Source organism: Haloferax sp. S2CR25, assembly GCF_031624535.1.
Taxonomy (GTDB): Archaea; Halobacteriota; Halobacteria; order Halobacteriales; family Haloferacaceae; genus Haloferax; species Haloferax massiliensis.
On the sequence record NZ_JAMQOO010000007.1, the window covers coordinates 1 to 26,629 of the forward strand.

The window sequence follows — 26,629 nt, forward strand, 5'->3', positions numbered from 1 at the left end:
GTCCGCTCACGCTCCCAAGTTTCTTCTAAATCCGTCGCAAAGCACTCGCTGAGCAGGTCTGCGAGCATCTTGACCAACTAACTCAACGACCTGCTCGTTCCTCAAACTGGCTTAACTAGACAGTGCCTATAGTTGAAATATTTAATCGACGTAGTACCTACAGTTGAGACATTGATTCGCCGAGATAGCTTCTCAGGTGCGTCGCTCGCGTTCTCGAATCAAACTGCGATTCGAAACTGACGACACACGAGCTGAAAGAGCAGTTTGCGTGCTGTTCGAAGTAATATCTCAACTACCATCTCGACACATATGTTCGTTGTTACGACTGTTGAATACTCAAAATACTGTCTTGAATACGCGGCCCGTGCGACGGTGTTCACGCCGGGCGACAGCGGCGGCAACAGCTCACAGTAGAACCACAATTGTCGACCGTCAGGAGAGGCGGAGCATCGTCCTGACGGCGATGCTCAGCTGTCGTCGTCACTCCGGCCGTCGGTCGCGAGCGTCGCGGTCGGTGGCGAGTTCGGTTGTCTACTGATCGAGGTCGAAGTCGTTCTCGACGAGTTTGACGAGTCGCTCGACGGCCTGCTCGCCGTCGCTGCCGTCGGCGGTGATGACGATTTCCTCGTCCGGGCCGACGCCGAGCGAGAGAACGGCGATGCTGCTTTTCGCGTCTACTTCCGTCTCCCCGCCGGCTTTCCGCACGGAGATGTCCGTCTCGAACTTCGACGCCGTCTGGACGAACATCGACGCGGGTCGTGCGTGGAGACCGGTCTCGTGCTCTACGACTACTGTCGCTGATTTCGCTGCCATCCGTGCCACCATTTCCCACGCCGGTACTAAGGCCTTTCCGCTTGGCGAGCGTTTTTGCCGGCGGACGTGGACTAGTCGCGTGCCATGTTCGCAAGCGCAGCGTATCCAGCGGTAGCTACGAGGGACCGATGAGCGACTGCATAATCTCGGGCGTCGGCGTGACGCCGCTACGCGGTGTCGGCACGGTCGTCCAGTACGATTCGACGGTCGACCTCGACGACGACGAACGGTCGGCGGCCGACCCCGAAACTGAGCTTCAGCGGTTCGAAGAGGCACGGGAGACGGCGGCGGACGAACTCGCCCGCGAGCGGTCTCGGACGGCCGAGCGCGTCGGCACCGAAGAGGCGGAGATATTCGACGCGCACCAGCAGTTCCTCGGCGACCCGCAGATCACCGGGGGCGTCGAAGCCGCGGTCAGCGAAGGCGGCGTCACCGCCGAACGAGCCGTCTCGCGGGCGTTCGAGGATCCAATCGCCACGTTCGAGGGGGCAGACGGGATGTTCGCCGAGCGCGCGGACGACCTTCGCGACGTCCGCGACCGAGTGCTCCGTATTCTGCTCGACCGCGACCGGGTCGACCTCTCGGCGCTCCCCGAGGGAACCGTGCTCGTCGCGGAGCGACTCACCCCGAGCGACACCGCACAGTTAGACCCCGACGCAGTCGCCGGGTTCGTCACGGTCGAGGGGGGCCGCACCTCGCACGCCGCCATCATGGCTCGGTCGCTGGCGATTCCGGCGGTGGTCGGCGTCGCCCCCGACGCGCTCGACCTCGCCGACGATACGCGTCTCGTCGTCGACGGCACCACGGGCGACGTGACCGTCGACCCGGACGACGACGCCGTCGCCGCGGCGCGAGAATCGGGCGGTGCGACGGTTCACCACGACCCCGTCACGACGGCCGACGGCCGGCACGTCGAAGTCGCCGCGAACGTCGGAACGCCGCGGGAAGCGGTGGCGGCCGCCGAACGCGGTGCGGACGGCGTCGGGCTCTTTCGAACGGAGTTCCTCTTTCTCGACCGGGAGACGCCGCCGGACGAAGACGAGCAGTACGAGGCGCTCCACGAGGTGTGCGAGGCGTTCGCCGGGTCGCGCGTGGTCGTCCGAACGCTCGATATCGGGGGCGACAAGCCGATTCCGTACGTCGACTCTGCCCCCGGCGACAACCCGTTTCTCGGCGTTCGCGGCGTCCGGTTCGCACCGGGCGAGCGGCCCGAACTGTTCGAGGAACACGTCCGCGCGATTCTGCGCGCGGCCGCCGGCCCGGCGCAGCTCGCCGTGATGTTCCCGCTGGTGTCGACGGTGACTGAGCTCGACGCGCTCCTCGACGAAGTGAGCGCAATCGCCGCGGACCTCGACGACGCGGGCGTCGACTACGCGGTCCCCGAACTCGGCGCGATGGTCGAGACGCCGGCGTCGGTCTTCCTCGCCCGCGAGTTCGCCGACCGCCTCGACTTCCTCAGTATCGGGACGAACGACCTCACCCAGTACGTGATGGCCGCGGCCCGCGACGACGACCGCGTCGCCTCGTTACACGACCCGCTTCACCCGCCGGTCCTCCGCGCCATCGCGCGGACGGTCGAGGCCGCCCACGAGGGCGACGCCTGGGTCGGCATGTGCGGCGAGATGGCCGGCGACCCGGACCTCACCGAACTGCTCGTCGGACTCGGTCTCGACGAACTGAGCATGAGCGCCGTGACGATTCCCGACGTGAAGGCGGGCGTCCGGGACGTCGACGACGAGTCGGCGGCGGCGCTCTCCGAGGCGGCCCTCAGCGTCGAGACCCGCGAGGACGCGCGAGCACTCATCGACTGAGCGACCGACGACCGGGCGCTCGTCCGGGGAGAACCGGCCGCCCGCAGCGTGTTTTTCTCAGCCGTCGAAATCGACACAGCGCTCGACGACGAGGTCGAGCAGGCCGTCGGCGTCGCGGCGCTTCGTCAGCTCGGCGAACTCCTCGGCCTGAAAGAGTTTGGCGAGGTTCGAGAGGAACGACGAGTAGCCCTCGGTGTCTGTCACCAGGAGCAACACGACGACTTCGGCGTCGACGCGCTCGTCGGGGTTGTCCATGCTCCGGAAGGCGACCGACTCGCCCGCGGGCGGCAGTCCGAGGAGCACGGCCTGTTCGGAGACGTGGTCGGGGTCGGCGTGGGGGATGGCGATGCCGAAGCCCATCGTCGGGATGTCGAGCCCCGTCGGGTAGTCGGCTTCGCGTGCCAAGAGGGCGTCCGCGTAGCTCTCGTCGGCCCAGCCTCGGTCGTAGGCGTACGCGCCGAGTTCCGTGAGGACCGCTTCGTCCGTCTCGCCAGTCAGTTCGAGGCTTTCGGTTCGCATCGATGAGTCGTACGCGGGTCTCCGAGAAAAGTGTTGGTACCGGTTCGCCGACGGTTCGGCGAAGCACGGTGGCTCGTCGCGGTCGGGCCGCGGACGCCAACGGGGAACTGTCCGGTCAGTCGTCGGAGCGATTCTCCGCGCCCGCCGTGTCGACGGTCGAGCCGAGTTTGTTGGGAAGGAGGCCGCCGCCCTTGCCGGTGTGACGACGCTCGACGGTCTCCCGCGCCTTCTCTTCGGACGCGCCGGCGACCATGTACATCCGCTGGGGCCACATCCGGAGTGCGACCCAGATACCGAGGACGATGACGAGTCCGACCGCGAGGGCGACCGGCGCCGGGATGAGCGCCAGGATGCCCGTCGCGGGCGACCCCGCGTCAGCGACGGGCGACGTGATGAGCCCGCGACCACCGAGGTCGAAGCCCGCGCTCCCAGCCGCCTGCGTCAGGAGCGGAGCCACCGCGGAGGAGATGTAGTGCAGCGGAATCAGCAGGATGGTCCCCGTGACGACCATCTTCACGATGTTGCCGTTCATGATGGGGACCATCAGCGCGAAGAAGAACGGGAACGTCGCCAGGTCGATGCCCCACAGCACGTCGTTGCCGGGGAGGATGATCGACATCACGATGGCGATGGGGACGATGAGCAGGCTGGACGCGATGACCGACTCGTGGCCGATGAGGATGGCCGAGTCGAGGCCGATTGCCATGTCGCGGTCTTCGAACCGCGAGGTCATGTAGTTCCGAATCGACTCCGAAAGCGGCGTCAGCCCCTCCATGAGGATACCGACCATCATCGGGAGGATGTGCATCACCGCGGCGAACGAGATGCCGGCGGTGAGGATGGCGTACCAGCTCTCGGCGACGAAGAGCGCGTTACTGTAGGCGGCGATACCGATGACGAGCCCGATAGCGAGGCCGACGAAGATGGGCTCGCCGAGGATGCCGAACCGGTCTTGAATCGCGTCGGGGTCGGCTTCGATGTTTCCGAGGGGCGTCTTGTCGACCGCCCAGTGAATCGGAATCGCGGCGACGGCGTACGGCGCCGAGGTCCCGTGCGGGATGGAGATACCGGGCGTATCGAACGTCTCTTCGACGGCCGGTTGCGTCCAGTCCGCGGCCACGAGGACGAACAGCCCCAGCGTCAGCCCGACTGCAACCGAGTACAGCCAGTTGTTCGTGCTCATGTAGACCAGCCCGCCGATGAAGGCGAAGTGCCAGTAGTTCCAGATGTCCACGTTGAGCGTGTAGGTGAACCCGATTGCGAAGAGGACGAGGTTCATCACGACGAACAGCGGAATCATCCAGACGCCGAGTTCCGCGATACCGAAGGCGATGGCGGCGGCGGCGGGCCAGCCGACGTCGACCGCCGGAAGCGTGATGCCGGTCACCTCGACCATCTGTTGGGCCAGCGGGCTGATGTTCTCGCTGAACAGCCCGATGACGAGATTGATTCCGATGAAACCGATACCGATGAGGATGGACGAACGCGCCGCCTTCAACACGTCCACCCGGAACGCGAGCGCGATGAGGAAGATGATTATCGGAAGGAGGACGCTCACGCCCAACGATTGGATTACGCTGTTGATGGAATTCAACAGGGAGCTTACACCACTCTGTAAGAATACGTCTGGTACTACCATGTTATTAACTCACAACCCTGTCTCAGGATGAGGGCGTTCCCACATAAATATTACTATCGTTCGTGAAAAATCGGTGTCATCGTCGACTCGCCAACCCGTCAGTCTTCGAGCGCCGCGGCGATGTCGTCGAGGACCTCGTCTTGGCCGATGCCGGTCATGAACGCCGTCGTGTGGATGACCGGAATGTCGAACTTGTCTTCGTTGAGTTGCGTCGTGGTGACGATGAGGTCGAAGTTCCCCGAAGAGACCTTGCCGGGGGCCTCCGTCGCCTTCGCCTTGGCGATGGTTCCGATGTCGAGGCCACGCTCCGGGAGCTTCTCTTTCAGCGCTTCCTTGACGACCGTCGACGTCGCGACCGATGTGCCACACACTACGAGGATATTCTTGGTTGTCATTGACGTGTATTGCACATCATCGATGATCACTAAAAAGATTGCGCCGGTCCGCCGCGCCGCAGTCGCCGAGCGGAGCGGCGCGTCCCGCCGTTGGCGGTCGTCTCAGGGGAAACTCGCTGCGATGTCGCGGAGGAGTGACTCCGGGTCCGACGCGAGCGACACGGCCGACGCGGCACCGGTCGCGTGGCCACCTTGTTCGAAGGCGAGGCGGACGTCTTCGGCGGTGGAGATGCCGCCGCCGACGAGGACGCGAGTGCGCGGGTTCTCCGTCTCGACCATCGCCACGAAGTCGCGAACGCGGTCGGGGTGGGTCTGCGTGATCGCTCGGTCCGACGAGATGTCTTCGGGCATCTCGTATATCATCGAGTCGGGGTCGAACTCCGCGACTGCGCGACCCATCTCGATGCTGTCGACGCAGACGACCGAGTCGAGATCGAGGTCGCGACAGCGCTCGATTTTCCACACGAGGTCGGACAGCGTGTCGCGGTTCTCCGCGTGGTTGATGACGACGCCGTCGGCCCCCGCGTCTGCGACGGTCTCCGGGAGGATTTTCCCCATCCCGCGACCGGGCTCGACGGCGTCCATCGCGGGCGCGGTGACGGCGAGGTCGGTGTGCTCGGTTATCAGCCGGATGTCCGGCAGTTGCGGCGTCAACACGAAGCGCGCGTCGGTCTCCGCCTCTATCGTTTCGAGCATCCGCGCGAACGACAGCGCGTCCTCGCCGCTCGTGTTCGGATACACCTTGAAGTTGACCTGAAAGTGGGGGTACGGGAGGTTCATGGGCGGGTTCGGGTGGTGCTTCGGGAAGTCATAGCAGCGTCTCCGCCTCCTCGATGGTCGCGCCCTCGTGGACGATGGCCGAGAGCGCGTCGATGATGGCCGCGGGGTCGTCCCGCTGCCAGACGTTGCGGCCGAACATCACGCCCTGCGAGCCGGCTTCGACGGCACCGTGAACCATCTCCAGTACCTCTCGGTCCGTCTCGACGGCGGGACCCCCGGCGATGTACGTCGGCACCGGCGCGTTGTGCACGATGCGCTCGAAGCCCGTCGGCGGGTACGGCGTCTTCAGGATGTCCGCGCCGAGTTCGAAGCCCAGACGGTTGGCGTTGACGAGGTAGTCGGTGTCGAACTCGTCGTCGGCGCGCTGGCCCCAGAGGGTCGGCTCGACGATGAGCGGAATCCCCGCGTCGTCGCAGTCTTCGGCCGCGGCGGCGACGAACTCGGCGTTCTCCTTCAGCACGTCGGGGCTCTCCCGTCCGAAGACGAGCGCGACCTTCGCGGCGTCGGCCACGTCGGCGCAGTCCTCGACGCTGAACACCTGGGAGTGGATTTCTGCGTTCTCGATGTCGCCCGGCATCGTCGAGTCGTACAGGAGGTCGAGCGTGCCGATGGTGTGGACGTCGGCGGCGTCGATTCGGTCCTCGAAGCGCTTCAGGAACGGCACGCTCGCCAAGATGCCGTCGGGGCCGGCGTCCAACACCGTATCGAGGAGCGCCGCGGGGTCCTCGAACCCTTCGAGGGAGCCCCAATGGAGGCCGTGGTCGATAGCGACAGTCACCGATCGTCCGAGTGGTTGGTCCGTCATGGCTATTGGAGAATCGTCGTGGTAATCGTTCGCTCGCGCGGGCCGCACAGTTCGAAGAACATGACCTCCTCCCAGGTCCCGAGGTCGAGCTCCCCGTCGCGGAGGACGAGAAGGACCGGCCGCTTGATCATCGCGGAGATGAGGTGCGCGTGGGCGTTCGGCTGCTCGCCCGCGGTGATGTGGTCGAGGTCGTGGTAGTAGCCCTCGTCCGGGGGGGCTATCTCCTTGAACTTGTCAATCATGTCGTCGAGGAGCTTCTCTTCGTACTCGTTGGTCGAGAGCGCCGCAGACGTGTGCGGCGTCGACACGTACACGAGTCCATCGGTCACGCCGAGGTCCTCGATGGTCGCTTCCACCTCGGGAGTGACGCTCAGAATCTCGAACCTGCTGTGGCTCTCGATGGAGAAGCTCTCTGTCTGTATCTCCATACTCCGTAGCTCAGAGAGTGAGCGTAAATAGTTTTTGCCGCCCTGTCCCCGAATACGCCACAGCGACCCTATTTCCCCCGATTTCCAGCGCTGACAGTTTTACGCCCGCCGTTCGAACGGTGTCGCCGGTCCGTCCCACCGTCGCTCCGAGCCGAACAATCGTTCTACTGAGTAGAACAAACTATTTAGGACCGTCTCGACGACACACAGTCATGACAGAGAACGCGCCCCACCGGGTCGAAACGAGTCGGAAGACGATTCAGATTCTCGACGCGCTTCGAGAACACGGGTCGAGCAGCGTGACGTTCATCGCGCGGGAACTCGAAATGAACAAGAGCACGGTCCACAACCACCTCAGCACGCTCGAAGCCGAGAAGTTCGTCGTCCGCAACGGGACCGATTACGAACTCAGTCTCCGCCTGCTCGGGTTCGGAGGGTACGTACAGCACCGCCACCCGCTGTATCAGGTGGCGAAGCGCGAGGTCCACCGATTGGCGTCCCAGACCGGCGAGCTGGCGAACCTGATGGTCGAGGAGTACGGACAGGGCGTCTACCTCGCCTCCGAACAGGGCGAGCAGGCGGTCGATTTGGACATCTACCCCGGTCTCAGACGGCCGCTACACGCCATCGGCCTCGGAAAGGCGATACTGGCGCACCTCCCGTCCGAGCGCGTCGACGAAATCGTCGAGGAACACGGCCTTCCCGCGGAGACCGACCAGACCATCACCGACAGAGCGGAACTCGACGCGCAGTTGGCGACGGTCCGTGACCGCGGCTACGCCGTCGACAACGAGGAACTCATCCGAGGACTCCGGTGCGTCGGTGCGCCCATCATCGCGAAAGACGGGACCGTGCTGGGTGCAATCAGCGTCTCACAACCCGTCAGCCGCACGAACAGCGAACACTTCACCGACGAGGTTCCCGATATCGTTCAGAGCGCCGCGAACGTCATCGAACTTCACGCGAACCACTGAAGATTACGGACCTATATCTGTAATCTACATCTTGGCGACCGCTGCCCGTCTGCGGGGGGCTTCGTCCACACAGTTCATCTGAAGTGAACGACCGTTCCCAGATATAGAATACTATGGTGGCCGCCGGAGATTGGCGTTTGTCCGCTAACTGCACCGAACGTCGTCAATTATCGTGAAATAGCGGCGTCTTCGCTTCGTCTGTCAATCGAACGCGATTCCAGGCCCACCATGTGACAATCGTTACCAATCGAACGTCGTTGCGGCCGACCGGCCGGACTGCGCCCTCGCGCGCTCGTTGGGGTACCATCCTCGGAAGGATTTAATTGCATCCTGTGTGACGGCGTGGTATGGAGAGCCCGCAACTGGTCGGCGTTCATCTCGGTACCGCGAGCGTGCATGTCGATGTGTACAGCACCGACGGCGAACGACTCGCCGGCGGCGAGGCACCCGTGGCCGAGCAGACGACGCTCGCGTGGGAGCGAGCGCTCCACGAAGCGGCGCCGGCGCTCCCGCAGACCGGCATCGGCTCGGTCGCGAGTACGTCGGGGACCGCCGTGCTCGTCGATAAGTACGGCGAGCCGGTGTTTCCCCCGCAGATGTACTTCGATTCCGCGCCCGAACAGGCGTCGAAGCTCCAGGACCTCGACCTCTCCGACCTCTCGATTAACCAGAACATCGCGTTTTCTCCGACCAGTCCGCTTCCGAAGATTCTGAAGCTGCGGGCGGAGTATCCCGACAAGTTCCAGACGGTCGAGTGGATTCTCAGCCCGACGACGTGGCTGTTGTACCGGCTCCGGTTCGACGCGTCGACGCCGTGGCGCGATATCGAGACCGACTGGACGAACGCGCTGAAGTTCGGTGCCGACGTGACGACGCCCCTGCCCACGTGGTTCGAGTCGCTGTTCGAGACGCTCGACCTGCCTCGGTCGCTCTTTCCGGCGATTCGACCACCCGGCTCGTTCATCGGCGTCGCCGACGGCCAGTTGGCCGAGCGGACCGGCTTCGACGGCATCAAACTCTTTCAGGGGCTCACTGACGGCAATGCCTCGGTGCTGGCGAACGGCGGCGTCAAACCCGGGGACTTCAGCATCACCTTCGGCGCCTCGAGCGTCGTCAAGTACGTCTCGGAGTCCGTCTCGCCGCACCCGGCGCTGTACTACCACCGTCACCCTATCGACGGCTACCTGCCCGGCGCGTCGTTCGACACCGGCAACCTCCTTCGGTGGTTCTTCGACCGCGTCCTCAACTGCACGCCGGAGCGCGGGCTCGAACTCGCCCGGCAAGTCCCGAGTGGCCACGGCTACGAGGTGTTCCTCAAGGGCAACCGAAGCCCGTTTTTCGACGCCGACGTCGCGGGGTCGCTCCTCGGCCTCAACTACGACAACTCCCTGTCGACCGAGGAGGTCCACGGCCGACTGGCGCGCGGGCTCATCACCGGCATCATCCTGACCGAGTGGACGTACATCTCGCTGGTCGAAGAGCACTTCGACACCGACATCGACCGCGTGCTCGTCATCAACGACGGGACGCCGACGCTCGACGGCAACTACGACTGGTGGAACACGCTCCGGGCGTCGATATGGGACCGCCCGGTCGTCGAGATGGAGCCGCGGACGACTGCCGGCGCGGTCATGGCTCCCGCGCTCATCACGTCGATTTACAGCGACGTCGAGACGGCGGCGGAAAACCTCCTCCGGGAGCGCGACGTTATCGAACCGGACCCGTCGGTCGGCGCGGACTTCGATACCCAGAAAGAGACGTACTTCGACCGCTGGCGGGACATCGCGGAGTTCTATCAACGGGAGTGACCCCGACCGCGACGGCGTAGCCCGCCGACTGGACGACAATCGGCCGCGTCGGTGGCACGGACGCGGGAACCGTAGACGACCACGTCGCACGCGTGCCGATGCGATCGAGCGCGTTCTGCGTTTCGTGACCTGACTCCCGGAGTGTTACAAGCGTATATCTGTAATCTATGCTGTCCATCGCGCATCCGAGCGAAGCACGTGACCGCCCGGTCCGAAACGGTTTCCAACCCACATGGAAAGTGATGCACACCGACCCCGACCAGCGGCGACCATTCCAACCGGCGTTGCGGTTCCGCTGGTCGCCCGCTCGCCGCCGAGCCACTCCAACGACGCTCAAAACGTGCGCTCGCGCGGTTATCGCGGACCAAGTCCCCGCGCAGTGCACCCGACACGTCTAGTGCTTTCACCCGGAGTGGAAACGCAAGCATCGACCCAAAACGCTCGTAATCGTGGCATTACAACGCAGAGGACGCCGGAGATGTCCACTTGTCGCACACAGAGGCGGACGTTCAGAAAGCGGTTCCCCGCGTGCAACGGTTCCGTTTCGAGGCGGAGACGCAGAGCCCTCCGCCGAACGGTGGCCGGCGAGACAGCCGACAACCCGTCCCAGGGTCACGTTCTCGACCAGCGTTCGATTCAGCAGTCGCGACCGTGCTAACCCACGCCCCAAACCCAAATATTTAATCAGGGTGGAAATAGTGTGTTATCGTATGGCAACCAACGAACCACGAACGCTTGAGGCGGTTGAGCGGACCCTCGAACTCGTCGAGGCGCTGGTGGAGGAGGACTCGCTGGGGGTAACGGAACTGTCGGAGCGAACCGGACTTCCGACGAGCACCGTCTACGTCCACCTACAGACGCTCCGAGAGAACGATTACGTCGTCAAGGAGGGCAGCAAGTACCGACTCTCGCTTCAGTTCCTCCACTACGGGGGCAAGATCAGAGAGCGGCTTCCGGTCTACCGACACGGGCGAAAGGTCGTCCACGACCTGGCGAAAGAGACCGGTGAACTGGTCAATCTCGCAATCGAGGAGAACGGTCGCGGCGTCGTGATATTCATGGCGCGCGGCGACAACGCCGCCGTCGACCTCGCGCCCGTGGGGAAGCACTCGTACCTCCATCGACCGGCATTCGGGCGGGCCATCCTCTCGTGTTTCTCGGACGACGAGGTGAACGACATCGTCGACAAGTGGGGGCTTCGAGCGGTCACCGAAAACACCGTCCGCACGCGCGAGGCGCTCTTCGAGGAACTCGACGCCACGCGGGAACGCGGGTACGCTATCGAGCGAGACGAAGGCGACGTCGGCATCAGCTGTGTCGGCGCGCCGATTCAGGACATCGAGGGCAACCCCGTCGGCGCGATCAGCGTGACCGTCCCGTCGAACAAGCTCCGGGACGACCGCGTCGAAGAGGAACTCTCACACAAGATCCTCAACGGGACCAACATCATCGAACTCAAGATAGAACACGCGTAACCGACGACACGATGTTTCCACGTCAGTTGGAAACGCCACCGAAACCACTCGACGGGTTCTCCGCGTTCGTCACGCTCGCTCGACGGCGACGCGGGCGGCGGTCCGAATCGCGTCGACCATGCTCGACTCGGATGCGATGCCCTGCCCCGCGATGTCGAACGCCGTGCCGTGGTCGACGCTCGTCCTGATAATCGGCAGTCCGACCGTCATGTTGACGCCGCTGACGGTGTCGGTACTGTCGAAGCCGAGCATCTTGATGGGGATGTGTCCCTGGTCGTGGTACATCGAGACGACGCAGTCGTAGTCGCCGGCGGCCGCCTTGACGTAGACGGTGTCCGGCGGAATGGGGCCTTCGGCGTCGATGCCCGCCTCGCAAGCCTGTTCGACCGCCGGTTCGATGGCGTCGTCGTCCTCCGTGCCGAGGAGTCCGCCCTCTCCGGCGTGGGGATTCAAGCCGGCGACGGCTATCGTCGGGTCGTCGATTCCCAGGTCGTGCAACCCCTGAGCGGTGACCGTGATGGTGTCGAGGACGTTCTCCGTCGTCACGAGGTCGCAGGCCTCGCGGAGCGGGACGTGCGTGCTCACGTGCGTGACGCGCAGTCCCCCCTCGATGAGCATCATCGAGTAGTTGTCCGTCTCGGTGTACGCCGCGAGCATTCCGGTGTGGCCCGCGAATTCGCTTCCGGCCCGTGCCGTCGCCTGCTTGTGAATCGGAGCCGTCGCGATGGCGTCGATGTCGCCTTCGATGGCGAGTTCGATGGCGCGTTCGATGTACTCCAGCGAGGCTCGTCCGTACGCTTCGTCGATTTCGCCGTGGGCGAGCGACGCGACGTTGTCGAGGTCGAGGACGGACAGCGTCGACGGGTCGACTCGAACGTCAGCGACGGTGTCAACCCCCTCGACGGTTAGGTCGCTCTCACACTGCGCTACCGCGTCCCGGACCACGTCTGCGTCACCGATGACGACGAGGTCCGCGTCGTCGGTCACCTGCGGTGCTGCTTTGACGATTATCTCGCTTCCGATACCACCGGGGTCTCCCATCGTCACGCCGACGAGGGGTCTCTCTCTTGCCGTCATCACCGCGTACCGATGAAGTCGAGGCAATTAACTATTGTCGTCGGGTCACCGAACGACCCCGCCTTGGTCACAAGCAACGTCTCGTCCGCCGGTCCGCCGCGAACTCTAGTGAGCGGAACCCCCTCCGCGAGTTCGATTCCCGTCAGGTCGAGCGACGTCACGTCGAGTTCGTCGAGCACCGCGATGGTCGTCGAGCCGCCGGTCGTGAACAGGCCGGTCAGCGGCCGCGACTCGTGGACTGTTCGGACGGTCGCGCGCAACGCCGCCGCGATTCGGTCTTTGACGGCGGCTTCGTCGAGTCCGAGCGCGTCCGCGGTCCGATTCACCGCATCGACGGCCTCGGGAGACGCGGCCGACGCGACGACAGCGAAGCCGTGGACGCACTGTGCGTCGAGAAGCAGCCCGAGCGCAGAGGCCGCGGCTTCTTCGGGGCGTTCGAGCATCGCCTCGGGGTCCAGCGCCACGAGCGCGTCGTCCGGGACTGCGGCGAGTTGCTCGAACGACGTCTCGCTGATGCTCCCAGCGACGCCGAGTACCGCACCCTCGCCCCCGCCCGAGGGTGAGAGCGATAGCGCCCCCGCGAGTCCGCCGCTCCCCGCGTAGGCCACGCCGGCGGTGAGTTGGTCGGCCCCCTCGGCGAGCAACCGAAGGTGCGTCTGAGATGTCGCGTCGGCGACGACGACGGTCGGCTCGTCGTGGCGTCCGTGTATCTCGGTGAGTCGCGACCGGACGGCCTGCCGTCCCGCGTCTACGATGTCCGTGTGCACCGTTTCGACGGGATACGGAACCGACGAGAGCAACTCTACGACGGATGACGTCGAGGGGAGGTTCTCCGAGTCGGTGAGCGTCCGGAGGACCGGTTTACCGTCGACCAGTTGGACGCCGCCTTCCGTCGTCCGTCCGTTCGCGGGGAACGCCGGCGCGAGCAACAGCAGGTCCGGTGTCGCGGCGTCGAGGAGCGCCGTCAGTTCGTCAGCGACGTTCCCCCGGAGCGTCGAGTCGAGTTTCTTGTACAGGACGGGCGCGTCGTGCGCTGTCACGGCGGTTCGAACCGAGTCGTACGCCTCCGTCGGCGGCGCTTCCCGCGTCTCCGTGTCGACGACGAGAACGTCACAGTCCGCCGGTGTGCTCGGGTCGAACACGACGTTCGTCCGATACCCCCGACTGGCGAACTGACTTCCGGTGTCGTTCGCTCCGGTGATGTCGTCTGCGATGACGACGGCATTCAAATCGGCCATACCGTCCGGTTCCGCCCCGCCCCCATGAATGTTCGGCCGTTCTGTGCCACATGTCAACAATAGTTAGAAATGTATTTACATTACAATCATGAAGCAGATTCCATGGCATCGAACGAATGCCGAGACAGCGAGAGGAGTGTCACCCGACGCAGGAACGTCCTGAGAGCCGTCGGCGGCTCAGCGGTCGCCGGGCTAGCGGGGTGTATCGGCGGCGGCGGCGGTGGCGGCTCAGGGTCGACGTCGACAGAAGGAAGCACGACCGGTTCGGTACAGGAAAACGGTTGGCCGGACTACAGCGGGCGCGAGATGCGCGTCGTCACCGACGAGTGTTCGGACGTGTTCAAGCGCGTCTGGGAGGACGCGTTCGCCGAGTTCGAAAACAAGACGGGCGCGTCCGTCACCCTCGAATGCGGCGCAGAGGGCCAGAGCATCCAAGAGCGTATCATTCAGCTCATTCAGTCCGGCAACCCGCCGGAGCTGTTCCCGACGTCGGTGACGCAGTCGACGCAACTCCAGAACCAGGGGACGCTCGCGCCGATGACCGACTTGGTCGAGACGGTCACGGACCGACTGGGTATGCCCCACGAGCGGTCGTTCCTCGAACGCGACGGCGAGCACTACACGATTCCCTTCTTCGCGATTCCGTACCTGCAGTGGTACCGAGAGGACGTCGCCGAGTCGACGCCGGACTCCTGGGAGAACATGCTCGGCTGGATGGAGGAAGCCAGCAACTCTGACGAGGTGACCGACGCGACGCTGCTCCCGTGGTCGACGCACTACTGTAGCGAACTCGTCGCTCAGTGCTTCCTCCGGAGTAACGGCGCGAACATGGCGACCCGGAACGACGACGGCGAGGTCGTGGTCTCTATCGACCAGGGAGAGAACCGCGAGCGCTGGATCGAGATGCTCGAATTCCGCAAACAGCTCCAGCCGTACACGGGACCCGGCTCGGACATCGGCTGCGAGGAGCGAATCAACGCGCTTCACACCGAGTCGTCGGCGCACACGACGTACGGCGGTGCGCGGCCGAAGATTCAGTCGATCGAACGCGACCGCGACTTCCACCAACACATCCGCGCCGAGCCGATTCCGGGCCCCGACGGCCCCGGGGAGTTCTTCGGCGTCATCAAGTCCATCTGCTCGTTCCAGGGGTCGAACACGGACATGGCGAAGACGTTCCTCGACCAGTTCATCTTCCAGCCGGAGTACTACGAGCGCTACATCAACATCCAGAACGCGCCGCTGTACCCGAAACAAAAAGAGGAGATCGACATGCGGGAGAAGCTCCCGGACTCCTACACCGACGAGGATATCGCGGCGTGGAAGTCCGTGACCGACGCGATTCCGCCGGCGCACGAGACCAGCCCACCGAACCCCTACGTCGATTCCATCTTCACGACGCGACCGGGGTCGACCGCCATCTCGCTCGTGATCAGCGAGGACATGGACCCAGGAGAGGCGGTCGACCAAGTCGCCGAGAGCGCCCGCGAGTCGCTGAAACAGGCGAAAGGGCCGTAACGACGCGTGAATCTCATCACAGACGCCGACGCCGGGGTCCGTCGTCTCGACGTGCCGAAGGCCCCGTAACCACGACAGCGGACCAGGTTACATTCCGAACGACACACCGATTCAAACACGATTCCAACAACAGATGACCAACGAACTTCACGGCGTAAACCCCCCGCTTATCACCCCGCTCGACGCTGACGGCCAACTGAAAGACGACGCGTTCAGAGACGAGATTCGCTACCATCTCGACGCCGGCGTTTCCGGCGTCGTCGTCGGCGGAAGCACCGGCGAAGGAATGCGGATGAGCAACGACCAGCTCCAGCACCTCTACGAGGTCGCGGTCGACGAAGTCGACGGCGCGGTTCCCGTGGTCGCGGGGGTCATCGCGCGGCAGACGCACGAGGCCACCACGAAAGCGGGACTCGCCCGCGATGCTGGCGCCGACTTCCTCATGGTGATGCCACCGACGGGGTACGCCGGCTCGCATATGGCTGACAACGACTCGATTCGCGACTACTATCGCGCGATTGCGGACGTCTCCGAGCTTCCGATCGTCATTTACGACGTCATGGCGTTGCTCGACCTCGACGCGGAACTCGTCGGCGACCTCGTCCGGGACATCCCGGAAGTCGCCGGCATCAAGGTCAGCAGCACGCTCGGCAACTTGACGCACTACCTCCGAGCCATCGGCGACGACGGCTTCGTGCTCGGCGGGATGAGCATCGCGCAGTTCCCGACGTACACGCTGGGCGTCAACGGCGGTATCGTGGGTATCAGCAGCGTCTGCCCGCGCGTCTCCGTCCAAATCTGGGAAGCCACGCAGCGCGGCGACTACGACCGCGCCCGCGAGCTTCACCTCTCTATCGTGCCGCTCATCCGCGCCGCGATGGAGGACTACGAGTCGAACTTCCCCGCCGGCGAAAAAGCCGCCATCGACGTCCTCGGGCGCGACGCGGGCCATCTCTTCCCCCCGTTCGACGAGGTGGCGAACAGCGACGAGAAACGCGCGGCGATCGAGCAGGCCGTCGCACACATGCACGAACGAGGAACCAGAGAAATGGTCCCCGCCGACGATTAGGGCGGTCCCGCGTCACGGACCAGTCTGCCATCCAACCGCGACGCAGACGCCGGTGCCGTCCTGCCTGCGACGACCCGGCGTACGGTCAGCGTCCCCTGCCGGCTTCCCTTCTGTATCACTCACGTACCGTTTCCGACGCGTGTCCGGTTCGGACCCCGATGCGCTCGTCACCTCGTGTGTCACGTCACTGCCGGTGACTCTCCCAGACGGTTCGTAAAATCCCGCTCTCGGGTCGGCGTTACCAGTCGACCCAGTCTCGGTCGGCGATTCGTAGCTCGCGGTCGATATCGTCGATGCGAGCGAGTTCCTCCGACGCGAGTTCGATGTCCGCGGCGTCGAGGTTTCCTCGGATGTGGTCTTCGCTCGACGCCTTCGGGATGGGGTGGACCCCGTCTTTCGAGAGCAGCCACGCGATGGCGACCTGCGCCTCGCTGAGCCCGTTCTCGCGGGCGATATCGGTTATCTCCGGAATCTCGAAGACCTCGCCGCGGGCGAGCGGTGAGTAGGCGACGACCTCGATATCGTGACCGCGACAGTACTCGATGAGCTCCGGTTGCGGGAGCAGCGGATGCAGTTCGACCTGATTGACGGCGATTGGAACGTCGCAGGCGGCCCGCGCCTCGTCGAGCAGGTCGGTGGTGAAGTTACTCACGCCGACGTTCCGAATCAGGCCCTCGTCCCGGAGTTCGGAAAACGCGCCGAGCGTGTCGGCGGGGTCGTAGTCCTTCGCCGGCCAGTGCACGTAGAGGACGTCGACGTAGTCCACGCCGAGGCGGTCGAGGCTCTCGGAGACCGCTTCGGGGACGCGGTCGGACGCGAGGTCGCCCGGCCAGAGCTTCGTCCCCAGCGTTATCTCCTCGCGGTCGACGTCCGCCCGTTCGATTCCGTCGCCCACGTAGGCCTCGTTGTCGTACAGTTGCGCCGTGTCGATGTGGCGGTAGCCCATCTCCAGCGCCGTTCGGACGCTCTCCGCACAGGCGTCCGGGTCGGTGTTCTGCCACGTTCCGAAGCCGACTCTCGGCTCTCCAAATACCATGGTCGTCAGTACGTTCTCGCATACTCCTACAATAATCTATGGGGGAGGATACGCCTTCGAGGGTCGCGCTCCGCCCGCTTTCGTCCCGTTCACCCGCTCCGACGACTGCGGTGATGGGAAGATTTTTACCGTTGGTTCATGAAGAATTGGCACGTTCCATGAGTACAATCAACAAGCATGGCTCTCGGGCTCGGGAACTACGAGACGAGGTGTTCGAGTTCCTCTCGAAAAAGAAGGTACTGGCCGCGCTGACGATTCTCCCGCCGATGTTGCTCTTCACGTTCGTGAATCTCGTTCCGATTGTCGGCGTCATCGGCGCGAGTTTCTTCAGCATCAACGCCTTCTCGAACGAGTGGCAGTGGATCGGCGTCGCCAACTTCGAGACGCTCTTGTCGAGCGATTCGTTTTACGATGCGCTCAGCCGGTCGGTCGTCTACGCGGGCGGCTCGGTCGTCATTCAGGTGGTCTTCGGCACCACCCTCGCGTTGCTACTCAACCGGTCGTTCAAGTTCGTCAACATCGCGCGGACGTTCGCGATTCTCCCGTATCTCATCCCGAACGCGGTCATCGGCTTCATGGCGCTCTGGATGCTGAACTCGCAGTGGGGAATCGTCAACCAACTCGCCGTCCAGATCGGCCTCATCCAAGGCTACGTGTCGTTCTTCGGAAGCCAGGAGTCGGCGATGCTCGCGGCGATTCTCACGAGTAGTTGGAAGGACTCCATCTTCGTCACGGTGATGGTGCTCGCTCGACTGCAGGCCATCCCGGAGAGCTTCTACGAAGCCGCGAAGATGTCCGGCGCGACGGCGTACCAGCGCTTCCGTGACATCACCTTACCGAACCTGAAGGGCGTGTTCTTCATCGTGCTGCTGCTGCGTGCGGTGTGGATGTTCAACACCTTCGACTACATCTGGGTCCTCACGCAGGGCGGCCCCCGCGGGGCGACGACGACCGCACCCATCTACGCGTACAACGTCGCCTTCGGGACGAGTCGGCTCGGTATCGCGGCGGCCGTCTCGACCGTGTTGTTCATCGTGTTGTTGGTCGCGGCGGTGTTGTACTTCCGCATCTTCGAACCGTCCGCGGAGGTGCGTGCAGAATGAGCATCCGAAACGACATCGGGCAGAAGTGGTCGAGCGTCAAGCAGCGGACCGTCGACAAGCCGTGGAACCCGTTGACGCACCTCTCGCACCAGGGTCGGTCGAGAGGGTGGAACCTGCTTTTGAACGCCCTGTTGGTGCTGCTGCTGTTCGTCGTCATCTTCCCGATCTTCTGGATGGTCAGCACGGCGCTGCGGCCGACCGACATGATCTACAACGTTCCGCAGACGCTGTTGCCGCAGGCCTTCTCTGTCGAGAACTTCGTCAACACGTTCGAGGGGACGAACTTCCCGACGTACTTCACGAACAGCATGATTCTCTCGGTCGGCGTCGTCGGCGTCACGACGTCGATGTCGACGCTCGCGGGCTACGGGCTCACGCGCATCGACATCCCGCACAAGAAGACGTTCGCGAGGATCATCCTCTTTGGGTACATGTTCCCGCAGATCCTCCTCGCGATTCCGATGTTCATCTTCTGGAGTCGCATCGGTCTCATCAACAGCCACCTCGGTCTCATCCTCGCGGTCACGGCGACGGCGCTTCCGTTCGGTATCTGGCTGATGTGGAAGTTCTTCCAGAACGTCCCCATCTCGTTGGAGGAGTCCGCCCAGATGGCGGGCGCGTCGCCGTTCCGCGCGTTCTACGAAATCGCACTTCCGATGGCGAAACCCGGCGTTATCGCGGTCGCCATCTTCTCGTACGCGACGGCGTGGGGCGCGTACACGATTCCCCGCATCATCATGCCGACCAGTGAGAACTGGCCGCTGACCGTCGGTATCCACATGTTCACGATTCAGAAACAGACGCTCTGGGGAGAGGTGATGGCCGCGAGCGTCATGATGGTGATTCCGGCGTTCATCTTCGTCTTCGCGCTCCAGAAGTACCTCCTCGAAGGGTTCGAAGTCGGCGGGCAGATGTGACGCTCGGCCGACCCCCCTCTCCGACGTAACCTCGATCTCTTCTCCTCTCGTTTCGAAACCGAGAATCTGCATCCACCGAAACGTATAATGGTAACGTCTCTCAATCTGTATGTGGTTGTCAATCATGACTATTGAGGTCAGCTCCCTGCGGAAAGAGTTCAGTTCGCCGTCCGGCACGATAACGGCCGTCGATGGCATCGACTTCAGCATCGACGAGGGTGATTTCTTCACGTTCGTCGGTCCCTCCGGGTGTGGGAAGACGACGACGCTCCGCTGTATCGCGGGGCTCGAAACGCCGACGAGCGGGAGCATCCGATTCGATGGCGAGGACATGACGGGGAAACCGGCTCACAAGCGGAACTTAGCGATGATGTTCCAGAACATCGCTCTCTACCCGCACATGAAGGTGAAAGAGAACATCTCCTACCCGCTGAAAGTCCGGAACGTTCCGAAGCAAGAGCGATACGAGAACGCCGAGGAAGCCGCGGACATCATGCAGATTCGCGAGTTGCTGGAGAAGTACCCCGGCGAACTCAGCGGTGGCCAGCAACAGCGAGCGGCCTTAGCGCGAACCATCGTCCACGAACCGGAAGCGTTCCTGATGGACGAGCCGCTGAGCGACCTCGACGCGAAGCTCAAAGTCGAGATTCGCAAGGAGATTCAGCGCGTCCACGACCGCGTGAAGAAGCCGACGATCTACGTGACCCACGACCAGGAGGAGGCGATGACGATGAGCGACCGTATCGCGGTGTTCAACGACGGCGGCATCGAGCAGATCGGGACGCCGGACGAACTCTACCAGCGGCCGACGAACCGGTTCGTGGCGAACTTCATCGGCAACCCGTCGATGAACTTCTTCGACGGCACCGTAGACCGCGCGAGCGGCGAGACGGTCGTCGTGTCGGTCGACGGCCGAGAGGTCGAGCTTCAGGTGGTCGATTCCACGGCGGTCGGCGTCGGCGACGAAGTCACGATTGGCGTCCGGCCCGAAGACGTCAGACTCGACCGGAACGGCGGTGATCTCGAAGGCGAAGTCACCCTCATCGAGCGGATCGGAAAGCAGATGCTGGCGACCATCGAGGGCCCGCAGGGCGAAGTCAGGGTGACGCTCCCGGCCGACAACTCCTACGAAAAAGGCGAGGTGATCCGCCTCGCCATCGAGGCTCGGGCGACGCATCTCTTCGATTCCGGCTCCGACGATGTCGTGACTCGCGGTCCGGACGTGTGACGAGGTGACCGATGAACTGGCTGCGTCACCGCGATTCGACCGTGCTCGACCGAGTCAGGAACCCAGCGTACACGGGTGACAATCGGTGTCTCCCCTGTACCGGCGTGAACGCCGTCTTCGCCGTCGCCCTCGCCGGAGTCGTCGCGTGGGTGGGGTCGCCGCTCTTGGGTGCTGTCGCACTCGCGGCGTCGGCCGCGGCCATCGGCCTCCGGGGGTATCTGATACCGGGGACACCGACGCTGACACAGCGGTACCTCCCCTCGCGGGCGATGGCGTATTTCGAACACGGGCCGGAACAGACGGCCGTCGATTCGCACCCGGAATCAGTCGACGTGACAGACGGCGACCGCGACAACGTCCTCGTCGAAAACGGCGTGCTTGTGCCGTGCGACGGCGGGGCCGATTTCTGTCTGACGGACGCCGTTCGTCGTGCGTGGACGGACGCAATCGACGCCATCGATGCCGACGTAGACACCGCGCTCTCGGAGTCCGCGCTCGTCGATGCCGAGCCGTCAGAGTTCGTCGTTGACGAATCGGCCGGCGACTTCGCCGTCTCCGTCGACGGGGCGCACGCCGGTCGGTGGCCCTCGCGCGAAGCGTTCCTCGCCGACGCGGCCGGTGCGGTTGCGTTGGCTGACGAACTCCCGGGCTGGCACGGGCTGTCTTCGAGAACGCGCGGCATCGCCCTCGGCGAACTTCGACTGTTCCTCGACCGCTGTCCGACCTGCGGCGGCGAACCCGATTTTCAGCATCGAACCGAAGAGACGTGCTGTCGGACGCGAACCGTCACGACGATGCGATGTGCGGACTGCGACGCCTCGTTCGTCGAAGTCGTCGGCGCGTGACCCGTTTCGCTACCGCCTGCGGTATCTTTAATATCCCCGCCCCAACTCTGTGAAACAGACGCATGCTAGCTTCACCCAAGAGAGTCGAGAGTGCCGAACACACCGTCGTCTACCACGGTGACGACGAGTTCTCGGCGTGGCCTTTCAACGGCGGGATGTGGAAGACCGATGACGGCGTGGTCGTCGCGTTCATCAACCACGACTGCGACTACTCGGTGCCGGAAAACCTCCACGACGCCAAGGTCGTTCGCTACGGGAGCGTCGTCTCCCCGACCGAGAACAAACAGAACCAGCTGAGCCACGCGCGCATCGAGACCTACGGCGCTATCCGTGCGATGCGAACCACCGACGGCGGCGACACGTGGACGGACGACGGCGTCATCTCGGATAACGTCGAGACCTCCGAACAGGTGCTCTACAACGAGATTCCGGACGTCGAACCCCACGACTTCTCGAACCGGGATACCCTCATGGCCTGTTGGTCGTCGCCGCATTCGGCCGCCTCGGACGCGGTTCCCTGGGTGAAACTGTCCGACGACGGTGGTGACTCCTGGAGCGACGCGAAGCGCCTCCCGATGTTCGACTTCGAGCGAATACAGGGCCGTCCGTCGTACATCACTCGCGAAGACGGCACGCTCCTGTTGATGCTGACGGGAAAAACGGCCACGGACCCCCACGACGTGCCGATCGTGTACGCGTCGTTCGATGGGGGACAGAACTGGTCGTTCCTGTCGCAGATCGACGGGAGCGAGAAGTACCGCATGCTGTGTCCCTCGCCGGTGCTGCTCGACGACGGGACGCTCGTCGCGGCCGTTCGGTGTAAAATCTCAGTCGACTGCGAGTGGACCGAGATCTACCGCTCGACCGACGACGGGCGCAACTGGTCGTTCGTCTCGCGCGTGAACGACCTCGGCGCACCGAGCAAACTCCTGGAGTACGACGGGTCGCTCGTGTGCATCTACGGCTACCGCCACCCGCCGTACGGCATCCGCGCCCGCGTCAGCCACGACGACGGTGCCACGTGGAGCCGAGAATGGATTCTCCGGGACGACGGCGCGAACTACGACCTCGGCTACCCGCGGGCGGCCGTGCTCGACGACGGGACCATCCTCGCCACGTACTATTTCAACAAACGGGACGACGACGTCGCCGTCGACGGGGGTCCACGACACATCGCGGCCACCAGATTCGACCCGACAGAACTTCTCGCCGAGCGATGACCGCCCTGCGAACGACCTCGTAACCGCGCTTTTGCCACTAGCCGTGGCACCGTCTCGTCAGATGAGTCGCCGTTTCGATGTATCCCGACTAGTGGCTCGCTCGTCGTCCGCGGCGCAGTCCGCGGGAACTGCTATCGTCCCCGAGTAGGCATGCGACGAAAACACAGAAGACGTGATTTCGACAACAATGCATTGCTTTAAATATACAATATTGTTCCTGTGCTGACTCTCTATCTGATTTGGGGCAACGTTAATATCGAACCCAAATAGAATTTTATTATGATTCTAACCCGAATATTAACACATATTGTTTATATACCGACTATATCCGCTATCGCACGCGATTAGGTCCATTTAGTTAGTCGATTCGAATCGATGCGCCAGCCGATTTCCACGATGTGTTCTTGTCTATTTCACACTATATCGTTCGATGCTATCGGGAAATCGACTTCGCCATACGCTACCTGTGGTAGCTCGAAGCGAACGCTATCCACCCGGTCGCGCGCGACGGTCCCCGGCGGCTACCGAGGCGAGAGAGCCCCCGCTACGTGCGGTCGAACTCGTCGTCTATCATCGCCAGCGTCCCGCCGGAGTTGAAAAGCAGGCGGCTCACGACCACCCACGTCGGCACCGCGAGGACGACCAGCGCGACGGTGCTCGCCACGGGCGACAGCGGCGGCAACAGCCCGCGGTAGAACCACACGATGGCGAACGTCAGGACGATGCGAAGCATCGGTTTGACGGCGACGTTCATCTGTCGTCGTCGCCCCGGCCGTCGGTCACGAGCGTCGGTTCGGCGTCGAAGTTCTCGATGCTGAACCGCTCGTCGACGTCCTGCGCGGCGCTCGGGACGCCCGCGCCGGTCTCGAACTCGTCGACGTGGATGCAGGCGGCCTTGTGGCCGCCGGTCGCGCCCGCCACGTCGTCGAGCGTCGGATCGACCGACGCGCACTCTTCTGTCGCCTCGGGGCACCGCGGGTTGAACGAACAGCCCGACGGCGGGTCGAGCGGCGAGGGGACCTCGCCTTCGAGCACCTGTCGCTGCCGCGCGAGCTCCGGCACCGGCTGCGGAATCGCCCCCAACAGCGCCCGCGTGTAGGGGTGTTGGGGGTTCGAGAACAGCTCGTCGGCGTCCGCGAGTTCGACGATTTCGCCGAGGTACATCACGGCGACGCGGTCGCAGACGTGGCGAATCACGCTGAGGTCGTGAGCGATGAACAGAAGCGTCAGGTCGAACTCCTCCTGCAGGTCGTCGAGGAGGTTGAGAATCTGCGCCTGAATCGACACGTCGAGCGCGGAGACGGGCTCGTCGGCGACGATGAAGTCGGGGTCGACAGCGAGCGCGCGGGCGATGCCGACGCGCTGGCGCTGGCCGCCGGAGAACTCGTGGGGGTAGCGGTTGGAGTACTGCGGCGGCAGGCCGACCGTCTCCATGAGTTCGTCCACGCGGGCGTCGCGTTCGCCCTCGTAGAGGCCGTGAATCTCCATCGGCTGTTTGATTATCTGGCCGACGGTCTTCCGGCGGTTGAGACTCGACGCGGGGTCCTGGAAGACGATTTGGATGCGCTTTCGCATCTCCGTCATCTCCCGGTCCGACAGCGCCGTCAGGTCCGTGCCGTCGTAGCTGACCGTCCCCTCCGTGGGCTCGTCCAGTCGGAGGACCGACCGCGCCGTCGTCGACTTGCCGGAGCCCGACTCGCCGACGAGTCCGAGCGTCTCGCCGCGCTCGATGTCGAAGCTGACGCCGTTGACGGCCTTCACCGTCTCGTCGGCTCCGAGCAGGCGGTCGATGAAGCCGTCGTTCTGCGTGAAGTGCTTGTGGAGCCCCGAGACGGACAACAGCGGCTCGTCGCTCATTGCGACTCACCTCCGTCGGTCGCGGGGGCCGTGGGGCGTCCGCCGTCCGCCTCCGCGCGCTCCGTCTCGATGGCCGACGGCGAGAGGTCGTAGCCGCGGGCGTGGAGACACGCCGCCTCCCGGCCGGGTTCGACCGCCCGCAGTTCGGGGTCGTACGACTCGCACTCGGCGGTCGCGTGGGGACACCGTGGATGGAACGAACAGCCCGACGGCAGGTCGGTGAGGTTCGGCACGTCGCCCTCGACGGGCGTCAGCCGGTCGGTGTCGTCGGTGAGCCGCGGAATCGACCGCATGAGGCCGCGGGTGTAGGGATGCCGCGGGTTCTCGAAGAGGTCGTCCACGCCGGCGCGCTCGACGACCCGGCCGCCGTAGGCGACGGCGACGCGGTCGCAGGTCCCGGCGACGACGCCGAGGTCGTGCGTGATGAGGATAATGCTCATCCCGTACTTCTCCTGCAGTCTGTCGAGGACGTTGAATATCTGCGTCTCGATGGTCACGTCGAGCGCCGTCGTCGGCTCGTCGGCGATGAGCACGTCCGGTTCGCAGGAGATGGCCATCGCCAGCAGCGCGCGCTGACGCATCCCGCCGGAGAACTGGTGGGGGTAGTTGTCCACGCGCGAGGTCGGTTCGGGGATGCCCACGTCGGCCATGAGTTCGATGGTCCGCTCGCGGGCCGCCGCGTCCGACACGTCCTGATGGGTCTTGATGACCCGGCTGATCTGGTCGCCGACGGTGAACACGGGGTTGAGGCTCGTCATCGGGTCCTGAAACATCATCGCGATGTCGTTGCCCCGAATCGACCGCATTTCGGCCTCGCTTTTTTCGAGCAGGTCGTCGCCGCGGTAGCGGACGCTCCCGCCCTCGATGCGACCGGGGGAGTCGACGAGTTGGAGCATCGACAGCGCGGTCACGGACTTGCCGGAGCCCGACTCGCCGACGATGCCCAGCGTCTCGCCCTCGTAGAGGTCGAACGACGAGCCGTCGACGGCCTTGACGGTTCCCTCGTCGGTGTAGAATCGCGTGACGAGGTCGCGGATTTCGAGCACGGGCTGTTCGTCCGGTTCGGCGCTCATCGCTCGCCTCCGTCGTTGCGGGGGTCGAGCGCGTCGCGCAGGCCGTCGCCGAGCAGGTTGAACCCGAGGATGGTGACGACGATGACGAGGCCGGGGAACACCGAGTACCACCACTCGCCGCTGTAGAGGTAGCCGCGGGCGTTCGACAGCATCAGCCCGAGGCTCGCGTTCGGCGGTTGGATGCCGAGCCCGAGGAACGACAGCGCGGCGCTGGCGAGGACGGCCGTCCCCATGTAGAGCGTCCCCTGGACCACGACGGTCGGCAGGGTGTTGACGGCGATGTCCTTCACGAGGATGTGTCGGTCGCTCGCGCCGAGGGACTTCGCGGCGTCGATGTAGTCCTCTTCCATCTCCTTGAGGACTGAGCCGCGCATGACGCGCGCGAAACTCGGGATGTAGACGACGCCGATGACGGCGATGACTTTCACGATGTTCGGGAGGGTGAACGAGCCGTACTCCGTGCTTCCCACCCCGAGGACGCCGAGCACCGCGATGGCGAGGATGAGACTCGGGAAGGAAAACAGGATGTCCATGAAGCGCATGATGATCTCGTCGACCCACGTGTTGCGGTAGTAGCCGGCGATTGCGCCGGCGGTCACGCCGAGCGCCATCGCGAAGCCGACGACGCCGAGCGAGACGGTCATCAGCGTCCGCAACCCGTAGATGATGCGCGAGAGGATGTCCCGGCCGTGGTGGTCGGTGCCGAGGTAGGCCGTCGTCGTGCCGACGACCTCGCCGGCGTCGTTCTCGACGAGCATCTCGGTGCCCATCGGCATCGGGTTGTGTTCGCCGTCCGGTGCCTCGAACTGCGTCGTCGGGTCGTGGGGGGCGAGAAACGGCGCGAACAGCGCGGTCAGGAGCATCGTGAGGATGATCGCGCTCCCCACGAGCGAGAGGGTGTTCCGGCGGAACTCCTTCCAGAACATCTCGAACTGACTGTGGTGCGTGCCGGGGGCTTGCGCGGCCGGCACCGCCTCGTCCGTCTGGTCTGTCGTTGCCAT

25 protein-coding genes and 1 pseudogene are annotated in these 26,629 nt (G+C 64.2%); 11 read left to right on the top strand and 15 right to left on the bottom strand.

The features are described 5' to 3' along the window. Positions 1-68, bottom strand: a pseudogene (locus NDI65_RS15635) (IS6 family transposase); the annotation flags it as partial. Positions 69-531: 463 nt separating this feature from the next. Continuing rightward, the gene (locus tag NDI65_RS15640) at positions 532-813 is read right to left on the bottom strand and encodes an HPr family phosphocarrier protein (RefSeq protein ID WP_089776737.1); all 282 of its coding nucleotides are present in this window, start codon (positions 811-813) and stop codon (positions 532-534) included. A gap of 128 nt (positions 814-941) precedes the next feature. On the opposite strand from NDI65_RS15640, the gene ptsP reads away from it, so the two are divergent. Beyond that, on the top strand, positions 942-2,624 hold the full coding sequence (gene ptsP / locus NDI65_RS15645) for a phosphoenolpyruvate--protein phosphotransferase (protein WP_310893833.1): 1,683 nt from the start codon (positions 942-944) through the stop codon (positions 2,622-2,624). A gap of 57 nt (positions 2,625-2,681) precedes the next feature. Here the strand turns inward: ptsP and NDI65_RS15650 are convergent, their stop codons facing one another. From NDI65_RS15650 to NDI65_RS15675, 6 genes are all read right to left on the bottom strand, one after another. After that, a complete protein-coding gene (locus NDI65_RS15650) occupies positions 2,682-3,143 on the bottom strand; it encodes a PTS sugar transporter subunit IIA (protein WP_042666454.1) in 462 nt (153 codons plus the stop codon). 115 nt (positions 3,144-3,258) lie between these two features. Continuing rightward, positions 3,259-4,701 (bottom strand): PTS transporter subunit IIC, encoded by a 1,443-nt coding sequence (locus tag NDI65_RS15655; RefSeq protein WP_089776735.1) that lies wholly within the window; start codon positions 4,699-4,701, stop codon positions 3,259-3,261. Positions 4,702-4,880: 179 nt separating this feature from the next. Next, the gene (locus NDI65_RS15660) at positions 4,881-5,177 is read right to left on the bottom strand and encodes a PTS sugar transporter subunit IIB (protein WP_089776734.1); all 297 of its coding nucleotides are present in this window, start codon (positions 5,175-5,177) and stop codon (positions 4,881-4,883) included. Between the two features lie 102 nt (positions 5,178-5,279). Further along, on the bottom strand, positions 5,280-5,957 hold the full coding sequence (locus NDI65_RS15665; protein WP_089776733.1) for a triose-phosphate isomerase: 678 nt from the start codon (positions 5,955-5,957) through the stop codon (positions 5,280-5,282). A gap of 28 nt (positions 5,958-5,985) precedes the next feature. Beyond that, positions 5,986-6,762 (bottom strand): fructose-bisphosphate aldolase, encoded by a 777-nt coding sequence (locus NDI65_RS15670; RefSeq protein ID WP_042666448.1) that lies wholly within the window; start codon positions 6,760-6,762, stop codon positions 5,986-5,988. A gap of 2 nt (positions 6,763-6,764) precedes the next feature. Continuing rightward, the gene (locus tag NDI65_RS15675) at positions 6,765-7,190 is read right to left on the bottom strand and encodes a secondary thiamine-phosphate synthase enzyme YjbQ (RefSeq protein ID WP_004967184.1); all 426 of its coding nucleotides are present in this window, start codon (positions 7,188-7,190) and stop codon (positions 6,765-6,767) included. Positions 7,191-7,402: 212 nt separating this feature from the next. On the opposite strand from NDI65_RS15675, the gene NDI65_RS15680 reads away from it, so the two are divergent. From NDI65_RS15680 to NDI65_RS15690, 3 genes are all read left to right on the top strand, one after another. Further along, positions 7,403-8,164 carry an IclR family transcriptional regulator gene (locus NDI65_RS15680; RefSeq protein ID WP_042666446.1) on the top strand — a complete coding sequence of 254 codons (762 nt, stop codon included), beginning with the start codon at positions 7,403-7,405 and terminating at the stop codon, positions 8,162-8,164. A gap of 347 nt (positions 8,165-8,511) precedes the next feature. Next, positions 8,512-9,972, top strand: coding sequence for an FGGY family carbohydrate kinase (locus NDI65_RS15685; protein WP_089776732.1), 1,461 nt, complete (start codon positions 8,512-8,514; stop codon positions 9,970-9,972). A 710-nt stretch (positions 9,973-10,682) separates the two neighbouring features. Further along, positions 10,683-11,447 carry an IclR family transcriptional regulator gene (locus tag NDI65_RS15690; RefSeq protein ID WP_042666443.1) on the top strand — a complete coding sequence of 255 codons (765 nt, stop codon included), beginning with the start codon at positions 10,683-10,685 and terminating at the stop codon, positions 11,445-11,447. 69 nt (positions 11,448-11,516) lie between these two features. Here the strand turns inward: NDI65_RS15690 and pdxA are convergent, their stop codons facing one another. Both pdxA and NDI65_RS15700 read right to left on the bottom strand, forming a co-directional pair. Continuing rightward, positions 11,517-12,524, bottom strand: coding sequence for a 4-hydroxythreonine-4-phosphate dehydrogenase PdxA (gene pdxA, locus NDI65_RS15695; RefSeq protein ID WP_089776731.1), 1,008 nt, complete (start codon positions 12,522-12,524; stop codon positions 11,517-11,519). Then, complete coding sequence (locus NDI65_RS15700; protein WP_089776730.1) at positions 12,524-13,762, bottom strand: four-carbon acid sugar kinase family protein; 1,239 nt, start codon at positions 13,760-13,762, stop codon at positions 12,524-12,526. Before NDI65_RS15700 ends, pdxA begins: the two co-directional genes overlap by 1 nt. A 102-nt stretch (positions 13,763-13,864) precedes the next feature. Between NDI65_RS15700 and NDI65_RS15705 the strand changes: the two genes are divergently transcribed. Then, a complete protein-coding gene (locus tag NDI65_RS15705) occupies positions 13,865-15,280 on the top strand; it encodes an extracellular solute-binding protein (protein WP_226908655.1) in 1,416 nt (471 codons plus the stop codon). A gap of 133 nt (positions 15,281-15,413) precedes the next feature. After that, positions 15,414-16,349: a dihydrodipicolinate synthase family protein gene (locus NDI65_RS15710; protein ID WP_089776728.1), complete on the top strand. Its 936-nt coding sequence runs from the start codon at positions 15,414-15,416 to the stop codon at positions 16,347-16,349. A gap of 238 nt (positions 16,350-16,587) precedes the next feature. Here NDI65_RS15710 and NDI65_RS15715 read toward each other — a convergent pair whose 3' ends face one another. Beyond that, a complete protein-coding gene (locus NDI65_RS15715) occupies positions 16,588-17,385 on the bottom strand; it encodes an aldo/keto reductase (protein WP_089776727.1) in 798 nt (265 codons plus the stop codon). A gap of 158 nt (positions 17,386-17,543) precedes the next feature. On the opposite strand from NDI65_RS15715, the gene NDI65_RS15720 reads away from it, so the two are divergent. From NDI65_RS15720 to NDI65_RS15740, 5 genes are all read left to right on the top strand, one after another. Next, complete coding sequence (locus tag NDI65_RS15720; RefSeq protein ID WP_042666432.1) at positions 17,544-18,488, top strand: sugar ABC transporter permease; 945 nt, start codon at positions 17,544-17,546, stop codon at positions 18,486-18,488. Next, positions 18,485-19,405: a carbohydrate ABC transporter permease gene (locus NDI65_RS15725; RefSeq protein ID WP_004967173.1), complete on the top strand. Its 921-nt coding sequence runs from the start codon at positions 18,485-18,487 to the stop codon at positions 19,403-19,405. The genes NDI65_RS15720 and NDI65_RS15725 overlap by 4 nt, the downstream gene beginning before the upstream one ends. 124 nt (positions 19,406-19,529) lie before the next feature. Continuing rightward, entirely contained in the window at positions 19,530-20,633 is a 1,104-nt protein-coding gene (locus NDI65_RS15730) for an ABC transporter ATP-binding protein (protein ID WP_042666467.1), read from the top strand. 11 nt (positions 20,634-20,644) lie between these two features. Next, entirely contained in the window at positions 20,645-21,478 is an 834-nt protein-coding gene (locus NDI65_RS15735; RefSeq protein WP_226908654.1) for a hypothetical protein, read from the top strand. 62 nt (positions 21,479-21,540) lie between these two features. Beyond that, positions 21,541-22,698 (top strand): sialidase family protein, encoded by a 1,158-nt coding sequence (locus tag NDI65_RS15740; protein ID WP_310893834.1) that lies wholly within the window; start codon positions 21,541-21,543, stop codon positions 22,696-22,698. 544 nt (positions 22,699-23,242) lie between these two features. Here NDI65_RS15740 and NDI65_RS15745 read toward each other — a convergent pair. From NDI65_RS15745 to NDI65_RS15760, 4 genes are read right to left on the bottom strand one after another with little or no spacing between them, the layout of a single operon-like run. Next, positions 23,243-23,452, bottom strand: a complete 210-nt coding sequence (locus tag NDI65_RS15745; protein WP_089776725.1) for a hypothetical protein — start codon at positions 23,450-23,452, stop codon at positions 23,243-23,245. After that, positions 23,449-24,555, bottom strand: a complete 1,107-nt coding sequence (locus tag NDI65_RS15750) for a dipeptide ABC transporter ATP-binding protein (RefSeq protein ID WP_089776724.1) — start codon at positions 24,553-24,555, stop codon at positions 23,449-23,451. Before NDI65_RS15750 ends, NDI65_RS15745 begins: the two co-directional genes overlap by 4 nt. Next, a complete protein-coding gene (locus NDI65_RS15755) occupies positions 24,552-25,628 on the bottom strand; it encodes an ABC transporter ATP-binding protein (RefSeq protein ID WP_089776723.1) in 1,077 nt (358 codons plus the stop codon). The genes NDI65_RS15750 and NDI65_RS15755 overlap by 4 nt, the downstream gene beginning before the upstream one ends. Then, positions 25,625-26,629 carry an ABC transporter permease gene (locus NDI65_RS15760; RefSeq protein WP_089776722.1) on the bottom strand — a complete coding sequence of 335 codons (1,005 nt, stop codon included), beginning with the start codon at positions 26,627-26,629 and terminating at the stop codon, positions 25,625-25,627. Before NDI65_RS15760 ends, NDI65_RS15755 begins: the two co-directional genes overlap by 4 nt.